The sequence below is a fragment of the Siccirubricoccus soli genome (assembly GCF_024178315.1).
In the GTDB taxonomy this organism is placed as follows: Bacteria; Pseudomonadota; Alphaproteobacteria; order Acetobacterales; family Acetobacteraceae; genus Siccirubricoccus; species Siccirubricoccus soli.
This window is the reverse complement of sequence record NZ_JAMZIK010000171.1, coordinates 1-10,197: the sequence shown is the minus strand read 5'-3', so window position 1 is coordinate 10,197 and position 10,197 is coordinate 1. Positions and strand designations below refer to the sequence as shown.

The 10,197-nt window shown below is 71.9% G+C and carries 8 protein-coding genes; 2 read left to right on the top strand and 6 right to left on the bottom strand.

Annotation, left to right across the window (positions count from 1 at the left end):
• Window positions 1-167: 167 nt before the first annotated feature.
• From NJ376_RS23475 to NJ376_RS23465, 3 genes are all read right to left on the bottom strand, one after another.
• Complete coding sequence (locus tag NJ376_RS23475) at window positions 168-1,565, bottom strand: amidase family protein (RefSeq protein WP_252955717.1); 1,398 nt, start codon at window positions 1,563-1,565, stop codon at window positions 168-170.
• Window positions 1,549-2,268: a pyridoxamine 5'-phosphate oxidase family protein gene (locus NJ376_RS23470; RefSeq protein WP_252955716.1), complete on the bottom strand. Its 720-nt coding sequence runs from the start codon at window positions 2,266-2,268 to the stop codon at window positions 1,549-1,551. Before NJ376_RS23470 ends, NJ376_RS23475 begins: the two co-directional genes overlap by 17 nt.
• Window positions 2,269-2,511: 243 nt before the next feature.
• Entirely contained in the window at window positions 2,512-3,729 is a 1,218-nt protein-coding gene (locus tag NJ376_RS23465) for an MFS transporter (RefSeq protein WP_252955715.1), read from the bottom strand.
• Window positions 3,730-4,122: 393 nt separating this feature from the next.
• On the opposite strand from NJ376_RS23465, the gene pdxR reads away from it, so the two are divergent.
• On the top strand, window positions 4,123-5,643 hold the full coding sequence (pdxR, locus tag NJ376_RS23460) for a MocR-like pyridoxine biosynthesis transcription factor PdxR (protein ID WP_252955714.1): 1,521 nt from the start codon (window positions 4,123-4,125) through the stop codon (window positions 5,641-5,643).
• 205 nt (window positions 5,644-5,848) lie between these two features.
• Window positions 5,849-7,054, top strand: a complete 1,206-nt coding sequence (locus NJ376_RS23455) for a multidrug effflux MFS transporter (protein WP_252955713.1) — start codon at window positions 5,849-5,851, stop codon at window positions 7,052-7,054.
• A gap of 149 nt (window positions 7,055-7,203) precedes the next feature.
• Here the strand turns inward: NJ376_RS23455 and NJ376_RS23450 are convergent, their stop codons facing one another.
• Genes NJ376_RS23450 through NJ376_RS23440 form a run of 3 tightly spaced genes read right to left on the bottom strand, consistent with a single transcriptional unit; the run spans window position 7,204 to window position 9,838 of the window.
• On the bottom strand, window positions 7,204-7,566 hold the full coding sequence (locus tag NJ376_RS23450; RefSeq protein WP_252955712.1) for a response regulator: 363 nt from the start codon (window positions 7,564-7,566) through the stop codon (window positions 7,204-7,206).
• The gene (locus tag NJ376_RS23445) at window positions 7,563-9,047 is read right to left on the bottom strand and encodes an ATPase domain-containing protein (RefSeq protein WP_252955711.1); all 1,485 of its coding nucleotides are present in this window, start codon (window positions 9,045-9,047) and stop codon (window positions 7,563-7,565) included. The genes NJ376_RS23450 and NJ376_RS23445 overlap by 4 nt, the downstream gene beginning before the upstream one ends.
• On the bottom strand, window positions 9,044-9,838 hold the full coding sequence (locus NJ376_RS23440) for a sensor histidine kinase (RefSeq protein WP_252955710.1): 795 nt from the start codon (window positions 9,836-9,838) through the stop codon (window positions 9,044-9,046). The genes NJ376_RS23445 and NJ376_RS23440 overlap by 4 nt, the downstream gene beginning before the upstream one ends.
• Window positions 9,839-10,197: the final 359 nt, after the last annotated feature.

Here is a 10,197-nt window from a genome sequence, read left to right as displayed (position 1 = left end):
CCGCTGGCCGCCATCCGCGGGCTGCGCTGGTAGCTCAGGGCCTTGCCCACCGGAGACCGGCCCGCCTCCTGATCTGAGACCCGGCAAACTCACACCGGGGTCCGGGGCCAGGACCTGGCCCCGGCGGGGTCCAGGGGCAGAGCCCCTGGTCGGTGCTGTGGGGTCACCTACTCCGCATGCGCCATCACGCCGTCCAGGAACGCCGCCGCCGCCCGCAGCACCAGCGCATCCGCCAGCCGCGGCCCGGCGATCTGCAGCCCCACCGGCAACCCTTCTCCCGTCACCCCGCAGGGCAGCGAGATCGCCGGCCCATGGCTAAGGTTGAAGGGGTAGGAGAATTCCGCCCAGACCAGCCAGTCCCAGACATGCTGCTCCCAATGCGCCGGGCGCTGCCGCCCCACCTCGAAGGCGGCGACGGAGGCGGCGGGCGTCACCAGCAGGTCGAACCCTGCCTCGGCGAACCAGGCGTTCACCGCAGCGGCATAGGCGAAGCGGCGGCTCTGCGCCGCATGGCCCTCCATGAAGCCGTAATTCCGGTAGGCCTCGGTGCAGGCGACCAGGCCAGGGTCCATCTGCGCCGCCGCGGCGGCATCGGGCGCCAGGAAGGACCGCATGGCGGCGCCCCACAGGTCGCGCTCCAGCCCCGGCCCGGTCGGGCCCCAGGGCGGCGTCACCGCCTCCACCGTCGCGCCCAGCGCCTCGAAGCGCTGCACCCCGGCCGCGACCAGCGCGGCCACTTCCGGATCCACCTTGGCGTGGCCCAGATCGGCGCTGTAGGCGATGCGCAGCCCCTTCGCCCCGCCCGCCTCGACCTCCGGCGGGAAGACCTCCGGCAGGGTGGTGTGGTCCAGCGCATGCGGCCCGGCCATCACGCTGAACATCAGCGCGGCATCCGCCACGCTGCGGGTGATCGGCCCGGCATGGGAGAGCGCGCCGTTGTTCGGCACCGGGACATAGGGCACCCGGCCATAGCTGGGCTTGAACCCCACCGCGCCGCAGAAATGCGCCGGCAGGCGGATGGAGCCCGCCCCATCCGTGCCGACATGCAGCGGCCCGCACCCCGCGCCGCAAAGCGCGGCGGCGCCGGAGGAGGAGCCGCCGGCGGTGCGGCCATGCTTCCAGGGATTGTGGGTGGTGCCGGTCAGCGGGCTGTCGCTCACCGCCGTCCAGCCCTGCTCCGTGCTGGTGGTCTTGCCGAGGATGATGGCGCCGGCCTGCCGCAGCCGCGCCACCAGCGGCGCGTCCGCAGCGGCGGGCGTGGCCTCCGAGAGGCGGGAGCCGCGCCGCGTCGGCAGGCCGCGCACCGCCTGCACGTCCTTGACCGTCACCGGCACGCCATGCAGCGGCCCGAGCGCCTCGCCCCGCATCACCGCCGCCTCGGCCTCCCGCGCCGCTTCGCGGGCGCCCGCCTCGTCCAGCGCGACGAAGGCGTTGAGGGCGGGGTTCTTCGCGGCGATGCGCGCCAGCACCGCCTCGGTCACCTCCACCGGGGAGGCAGCCTTCTCCCGCACCAGTGCCGCCAGCGTCACCGCGGATGCGGTGGCGAGATCAGTCGTGACTGTCACCATAGGTCGTCCGATAGCTCTCGAGCATCAGTTCGTCGAGCCTACGCCCCGGCGTGAAGCCTGCCAAACCCGCAGGATATTCGACGCCTTCCGGCATGCGCGGGCAGGGCTCCACCGCGCCGAGGACCTGGGTGACCGGGAAGCGCGCGGCGTAGATCGGCAGGGCGTAGTCCTCCTCCTCGTCGCCCACGCCCTTGGCGCGCACCTTGCCGCTGGCCTGCTCGATCGCCATGCCGATGACGGTCGTCGCCTTCAGCTCCTGCACCGTGCTCGGGCGCAGCGTCGCGTCGCGGCCGGGGTAGAAGCGGTCGATCATCGAGGACAGGGCGCGCGCCTTGTGCTCCGGGTCGTCGATGATGCGCGCCTGGCCGAAGCACATGGCGGAGCGGTAGTCGACCGAGTGGTTGAAGCCGCAGCGGGCGAGCACCAGGCTGTCCAGATGCGTCACCGTCAGGCAGACGGGAACGCCGCCCTTCTGGCTGCGCAGCATCCGGCTGGCGGAGGAGCCGTGCCAGTAGAGATGCTCGCCCTCGCGCCAGAAGGCGGTGGGCGTGCAGTAGGGCTGGCCGTCGATGACATAGGCGATGTGGCAGAGCATCGCCGCGTCCAGGATGGCGTGCACCGCGGCCTTGTCGTAGGTGCCGCGCTCATGCAGGCGGCGCACCTTGTTGCGCTCGGAGACGGGGTAGGCGGTGTCGGACATCGTCTGGCCTCGGGCTGGTCTTCCTGACCCTCGGCTTATGCGCCCCGGGAATGGACCGGCGCGAGGGCCAATTCCGGCCCGATGGAGTGGTCCAATCCGCCCCAGCCGCATACCGGCCGCGCGACATGCCGACCGGTGCCGGTCCAGGGGCGTGGCCGGCATGCCCCTGATTCGGCGCGCAGCCGCCACACCAACCCTGCGCGCGATCCCGGCTCGGAACGCCAGGACTTTCCAAGCCGGCTATCAGGCCAGCGCCAGCCCCTGCCGCCGCCGGCGCCGCACCGCGAGGAACAGCGACCCGACCAGCATCAGGTTCATCACCCCGGCCAGCGCCGCCATGGCGAAGCTCAGCGTGTAGTCGCCGGTCACGTCGAACAGCCAGCCGCCCTGGAAGCCCCCGAAGCCATGGCCCAGCCAGGCGAAGGCGATGATGACACCCATCATCGCGGCGCGACCCTCCACCGGCGTCAGCATCCGCGCCGTCACCAGCACACCGGTCATCACCCCCGCATAGCCGAAGCCGTAGATCGGGGCGAAGAGGTAGAACTGGCCGAGGTCGTGGATGCGGGTGAAGGCGAAGACCGCGACGGTCTGCCAGAAGGAGGCGGTGACATAGGCCGGGATGGCGCCGACATGGTCGGCCAGCCGGCCGAAGGCGATGCGACCGAGGATCGCCGCCAGCAGCATGACGAAGAGCACGCCGCCCGCATCCGGCGAGGAGATGTGGTGGCCATGGATCAGCGGCACGAGATGCATCAGCGGCACCGCCATGCAGGTGCAGCAGCCGATGACGGCCAGGCTCAGCCACGGCACCGCGACCCAGGGCGGCAGCGGCGGCGCCGCGGCAACGGCACCGGCCTGGCCGCGCGCCGGGCGCGGCGGCTCCCGCATCAGCAGGGCGAGCGGCAGCATGACGGCCAGCGAGACCGCGCCCTGCACCAGGAAGGCCTGGCGCCAGCCCACCGCCTCGATCAGGAAGGCGGTGGCGAAGGGCACGCCCCCCTGCCCCACCGCCTGCCCGGCCGAGGCGATGCCGATGGCCAGCCCCGCCCCGGCGGGAAACCAATTGCCGACGAGGCTCAGCAGCGGCGCGAACAGCCCCGCCCCCAACAGCCCGGCCAGGAAGAACAGCAGGTAGAATTGCCAGAGCTGCGACGCCCCGGCTGCCAGCAGCACGCAGAGCCCGACCGCGCCCGCCCCGGCCAGGGCGACGCGGCGGACGCCTGCCCGGTCCGCCACCATCCCCATCAGGATGCCGCCCAGCGCCAGCCCGACCAGCCCGGCCGAGTTGATCAGCGCGATGGCGCCGCGCGGCCAGCCGAATTCCAGCTCCAGCGGGACGAAGAAGACGGAGAGCCCGTTGACGAGCTGGCCCATGGCGATGGCGAGCAGCACCGCCACCGCGCCGACGATGATCCAGCGTGCGGCGGGCCGGGCAACCGGCGGCTTGGCTTCGGACATGCGGGCTCCCCTCCCGGTGGGGCCGGGCGGACCGGCGGCACAATGTCGTCCATATTCCCTCCCGCCCCATGTGCCGAGTGTCACAGGGCGGGACGTGCTTCCTGCCACTACGCTAGGGCCTGTGAGGGACTGGGCGAGGCGAAGGGCTGGCGAGGATTTTGCGTGCTGGGCAGGAAGGCGGCGCAGCCAAGGCTGGTGGCCGTGGCAAGCCGACCGACGCCCCCAGGGCGAAAAAGACCCCGCCAGATCGACCCGAGGCCCATTCCCTAACAGGCCCCAGGGCATTTTCGGTTCGCCTGCGTTCACCGAAAACGCTCTACGCCTTTGTTGGCAGAACAGATTCACGCCTTCGGGCGCTGCCGCCCTACGGCGATCTGCTCTAGCCTGGGCGCCATGGCCCCCCGCCCGGACCTCTCCGAAAGCCTTCTCATCGCCCTGGACCGCGGGAGCGGCGTGCCGGCGCTGCGCCAGGTCTATCTCGGCATCCGCCAGGCGGTGCTGGAGGGCAGGCTGCCGCCGGGGGCGCGGCTGCCGGCCAGCCGGGCGCTGGCGGCGCAGCTCGGCCTCGCCCGCAACACCGTGGTCGCGGCCTATGACCAGCTCCTGGCCGAGGGGATCATCGAGGGCAAGGTCGGCGCCGGCAGCTTCGTCTCCCGCGACCTGCCGAAGGAACCGGAGCCGGCGCCCGCGCCGGGGCCCGCCAGCCCCGCGGCCCCCGCCGCCCTGCCCGACACCTTGCCCCCTGCCGCGCGGCGCTTCGCCGCCGCCCTCGCCGCCCCGCTGGCCGCCACCGGCAGCACCGGCGCCGCCGCCTGCAACACCGGGCGGACGAGCTGGGACCCGCGCACCGCCCAGCTCTGGCGCAGCCTGACGCTCCGGCACCTCCAGGCGCCCAGCCTCGCCATGCTGGGCTATGCCGATCCGCGCGGCAGCGCCCCGCTGCGGGAGGCGATCGCCGCCTATCTGCGCGCCGCCCGCGCCGTGCGCTGCACGCCGGAGCAGATCGTGGTGACGGCCGGGGCGCAGCAGGCCATCGACCTGGTGCTGAAGGTGCTGGTGGAGCCGGGCGAGCAGGCCTGGGTGGAGGATCCCTGCTACCCCGCCGTGCGCGCCGCCCTGACCGCCGCCCAGGCGGCGCTGGTGCCGGTGCCGGTGGATGCCCAGGGGCTGGTGGTGGCCGAGGGCGTGGCCGCGGCGCCGGGCGCGCGCCTCGCCTATGTCACCCCCTCCTCGCAATACCCGCTCGGCGTGGTGCTCTCCATGGCGCGGCGGCTGGAGCTGCTGGCCTGGGCCCGGCAGGCCGGCGCCTATGTGCTGGAGGATGATTACGACAGCGAGTTCCGCTATGCCGGCCGACCGCTCGCCGCGCTGCAAGGCATCGATGATGCCGGGCGGGTCATCTACATCGGCACCTTCAGCAAGGTGCTCTTCCCGGGCCTCCGCCTCGGCTATGCGGTGCTGCCGCCGGCGCTGGTGGAGCCGGTGCTGGGCGCCCGCCTGCTGTCGGATTGGCACCCGCCGGCGCTGGTCGAGGAAGTGGTGACGGATTTCATCGCGGAGGGGCATTTCGCCCAGCATCTCCGCCGCATGCGCCAGCACTACCGGGCGGCGCGGGACGTGCTGGTGGCGGCGTTGCAGGGCATCCCCGGCCTCGTGGCCGAGGCGCCGGAGCAGGGGATGAAGCTGCTCGCCCGGCTGGGCCCCGGGCTGCGCGACACGGAGGTGGCGGCGGCGGCGGCGCGGCGCGGCGTGATCGCCCGGCCGGTCAGCCCGATGGTCCTCGCCGCCCCGCCCTTGCAGGGGCTGATGCTGGGCTTCACCGGGCATGAGCCGGCGGCGCTGCGCCGCGCGGCGCGGGAGATCGCCGCCTGCCTCGCGCCTGCCGGGGAAGCCCGGCACCGCCGGGCGGGCTGAGGCCGGCAGCGCGGCGCCTGCCCGGATCGGGGGAGGCGCCGCGCCGCATGGCCGTGCCAACCGCCCTCCCGCGGCGGGCCGTCGTTGCGAGACGGCCGTCGGGTAGCGCGCCTTGCCGCCGCAAGCGGCACGGCCGCACGCAACCGCAACAGATCGCCGGCCGCACCGTCTGGCGGGATTTCGCAGTGCAGCATAAACTTGACGCGTGAGTCCCGAACATCCCGCCGGTCCATCCGCCCGGCCGAAGCCCGCCATCGCGCTCCTCGTGGCGATGACCGCGATCGGCCCCTTCACCATGCAGATCCTGGTCCCGACCATGCCGGCGCTGGCCGTCGCACTCGGCACCAGCTACGGCACGGTGCAATTCGTCCTCACCGGCTACCTGCTGGGCATGGGGCTGGGCCAGATGGCCTATGGCCCGCTCTCCGACCGCTACGGGCGGAAACCGCTGCTGCTCGGCGGGCTCGGGCTCTTCCTGCTCGGCACGGTGCTGGCCGCCGCCGCCCCCTCCGCCCCGCTGCTGATCGCTGCGCGGGTGCTCCAGGCCATCGGCGGCTGCGCCGGCATGGTGCTGGGCCGCGCCATGGTGCGGGATGCCTATCCGCGGGAGGAGGCGGCGAGCGTCATCGGCCTGGTCAGCTCCGCCATGGCGGTCGCGCCGATGATCTCCCCGCTGCTCGGCAGCTTCCTCGAGCAATGGTTCGGCTGGCGCGCCAACATGCTGGTCTGCCTGCTCTTCGCCCTGCCGCTGCTCCTCGCCGTGCAGCAGCGGCTGGGCGAGACGCTGGCTGAGCGGGTGCCGCTGCCGGGGGCCGCCGGGCTGCTCGGCGCCTATGCCCAGCTCATCCGGGTACCGGCCTTCCGGGCCTATTGCGGCATCACCACCTGGTCCAACTCCGTCTTCTTCGCCTTCGCGGTCGGCGCGCCGCTCGTCGTCATCTCCGGCATGGGCTATTCCACGCCGGTCTATGCCGCGGCGCAGATGCTGATTGCCGTGGCCTGGAGCGCGGGGACCTTCACGGCCTCGCGCCTGGTCCGGCGCCTCGGCACGCTGCGCATGCTGCGCCTCGGCTCCGCCATCACCCTGGCGGGCGGGGCGCTGGCGCTGCTGGCGCAGGTCTGGCTGCCGCCGCACCTGCTGACCTTCTTCGCGCCGATGGCGGTGGTCGCCTATGGCAATGGCGTGACCCAGCCCCCGGCCATCGCGGCGGCGGTCAGCGTCAGGCCGCAACTCGCGGGCACCGCCTCCGGCCTGCTCGGCGCGCTGCAGACGGGCTTCGGCGCCCTGATGTCGGTGCTGGCGGGAATGACGGAGACCGGCAGCGGCATCGCCACGGTGCTCTGGATGCTGGTGGGCGGGCTCGGCGCGCAATTTTGCCTCTCGGCGGCGCGGCGGGCGGGGGCTGCCTGAGCGCGGGCTGCGTGCCCTTCTCTTACGGGCCCCTTGGGCCGAACGCCGACGTAGCGCTTCCGCGCGCTTGGCGGGCGGGCAGACGACACGTGCTATGACAGCCGTCGTTCGAACCGGACTTTTGGCCTGTCGGCCCCGGCCGACAATGCCTATTCCCCAACGACCCGCTGAATGGCGTCCAGGATCTCGGCAACGGTATAGGGCTTGCGCAGGATTGCCGCGGCTCTGCCGGCGCGCTTGCGGATAGTGTCCTCGGGCAGGGAGCTCAGGACGATGACAGGAAGCCCGGCCAGGTCCGGGTCTGCCGCCATGGCCGCGATCATGTCCGCGCCGCCCATGATGGGCATCATCATGTCGGTCAGCACGAGGTCGGGGCGCGGCGACTCGGCCAGCCGCTCCAATCCCTGCCGTCCATTGGCCGCGGTCACCACTTCGTAACCGGCGTCCGTCAGCTCGGCCTCGAGCGCCATGGCGATCAGCGGCTCGTCCTCGACGACAAGGATGGTTATCATTGTCCCTCCGGCCCGGAGGGCAGCACATCCGCGGCGGGGCGGTCCCGCGCGAAGCCGCTCAGGAGCTCCTCGGCACCCTCGAACGCCCCAGCGATCGAAAGGCCGCGGCCGCTCTCGATGACGAACTCGCGCAGACCCGGGTCGAAGCTGCTGCCGCGAACCTTCACCACCGACACGAGCCGCCGCGAGCGGCGATGGTGTTCCACATACCGTAGCGCGACCAGGTTCTCGACCAGGGAGGAGACGCCGGTGACCGGCAGCTCGATCCCGGGGCCGACCACGTCCCGCGTTTCCATCGTGTAGAGCGCGGTCACGCCACGCGACCGCAGCTCGTTGACCAGCACGGCGAGAAAGCGGCTGAGACGCCCTGGCTCGACCGAGCTCTCGATGAAGCCGCCGAGCCCGTCGAGGAAGAGCCGCTTGACACCGCGCTCGGCGATGGCGTCCAGCAGCCGGTGCGCCAGCGCATCCTCGATGTTCTCGCCCTGGGGCTGCCACAGGATGTCCACGTCACCCCGATCGACCGCGCCCGCAAGGTCGAGGCCAAGCGTCCTTGCCTGCTGCTGCAGGCGAGCCGGCGTCTCGTAGAAGCCGAAGAACAGGCCGGGCTCGGCCGCGCTGGACCCGCAGACGAAGTGCAGGCCGAGCGTCGTCTTGCCGATGCCCGAGGGGCCGAGCACGCCGGTGACCGTCCCTTCCGGGAAGCCACCGCCGAACATCGCGTCCAGACCCTCGACCCCGGTGGACAGCCTGCCGGACCAGGTCCTATCGGGCTGGGTGGTGATCCGAAATGCAGCCTCGGTGCGCGGATAGACGACCAGACCCTCCTCGGTGATGCGGAAGGGATGGCGGCCGGACAGGTAGTCGCTGCCGCGGAGCTTGTTGACGAAGAGCCCGCGCTCGGTGCGCGAGCCGAAGCGGACATCGGTCAGCTCGACAATGCCATCCACCATGGTGTGCTCGGGCGGGAGGGCCTGGCCCTTGGCGGTGGTGAGCAGGAACACCGTGCAGCCATGCAGCCCGGCCTGGGCCTGCAGTTCCTGGATGAAGGTCTTGAACTCGGTATCCGAAGCCGCCCGATCCTCGGCCGCCACCAACCCGTCGAGCATCAGCACGCTCGCCTTGCGTGCCGCGATCTCGCGCCGGAGCAGCGTCACCAATCCCGGTAGTCCCTCGCTCTGGAGCACGCCGAGGCCACTGATGTAGGCAATCTGGTCAGGCAGGCGGTCGGCATCGAAGAACGTCATGGTGCCGAGATGCAACAGCATCCGGGCATGGGTCTCGGACAAGAGCGTCACGTAAAGCGCCCGGCCGCCCTTGGCCACATGGTGGTAGCAGATCTGGTTGCCGAGCGTTGTCTTGCCGACTCCGGGCGCCCCTTGGAGGATGTGGATGCCCCCTTTGGGAAAGCCGCCCTGGAGGATGGTGTCCAACCCCGGCACCCCGCTCGGCACCCGCTCGATTTGCCGCACGTCGCTCATGCGCCGCTCGCCCCTTGTTCCTGTGCGCCGCCCAGGGGCAGCGTGACAACGAACGTCGTCCCTGCACCGGGCGCACTCTCGACGGCAATAGCGCCGCCCATGGCCCGGACAAGCTGGTGTACGAGCCACAGTCCAATGCCGAAGCCGCCATGCTCGCGCCGTGTCACGGCGCGCTCGAAACGCTGAAAGATGCGGCGCTGATCCTCCTCGGAAATGCCGATGCCCTGATCCCGGACGGTCAGCTTGGCGGTGCCGCCATCCGCGGCCAGGGCGACACCCACGGGCTTGCCCGGACCGAATTTGATGGCGTTGGACAGCAGGTTCTCAACCACCTGCTCCAGCGCAAGCGGGTCCCAATTGCCCACCACGCCCTCTTGCAGCGACAGCTCCAGGCGGGTCCGGGCCATCCGCGCCGCGACCTCCGCCCGGTCAACCACGCCACGGACCACGCCGCTGAAATCGACCTCGCTGGCCTCGATGCGGGCATTCCCGGCAGCGATGCGCGAGACGTCGAGGAGCGTGGTCGAGCGCCGGACGAATTCCCGCACCGCAAGCTCGAGGATTTCCAGCCGCGGCACGAGCGCCTCCGGGCGGCAGCGCTCCGGATTCCTGGCGACGGCAAGCAGGCCGCTGACCTGCATCAGGATGGGAGTCATCGGATTGCGCAACTCATGGGCTGCGATGGCCACGAACTCGTCGCGTGCCTGCACCGCCTCGCGTAGCTCTGCGATCAAGCGGTCCTTGTCGCTGTCGTCACTCAGTCCGTCCCGGCTGTTGCCGGCTTTCCCCATTCCGTAAACCCCCGCCCGCCCGTTACGGGAGCGCCGGTTAGATCACCGCGTTCTGCCCATGGCAACTTCCGATGAGGTCCAGCCTGCACCCTCGGAAGCATCGGCGCGAGGGGGAAGGGCCGCCTGCCGGCTGACTACTCGGAATGGTCAGTAAAGCGTCCGCGAGCGCCTGCCGGGCGATGCCGCGTCGGACAACGAGAGGAAGCCCCCCGCAGTAGCGGTTGGCGGGGCGTTACTCCGAGGCCACGCTCCAGCGGTCCGGCTGGCGGCGCAGCCGCGCCTGCAGCGAGCCGGCCGCCAGCAGCCCCGCCACCAGCGGCCTCCGCAGCGCCGCGGGCAGCGCCGCCACCGCCGCCTTG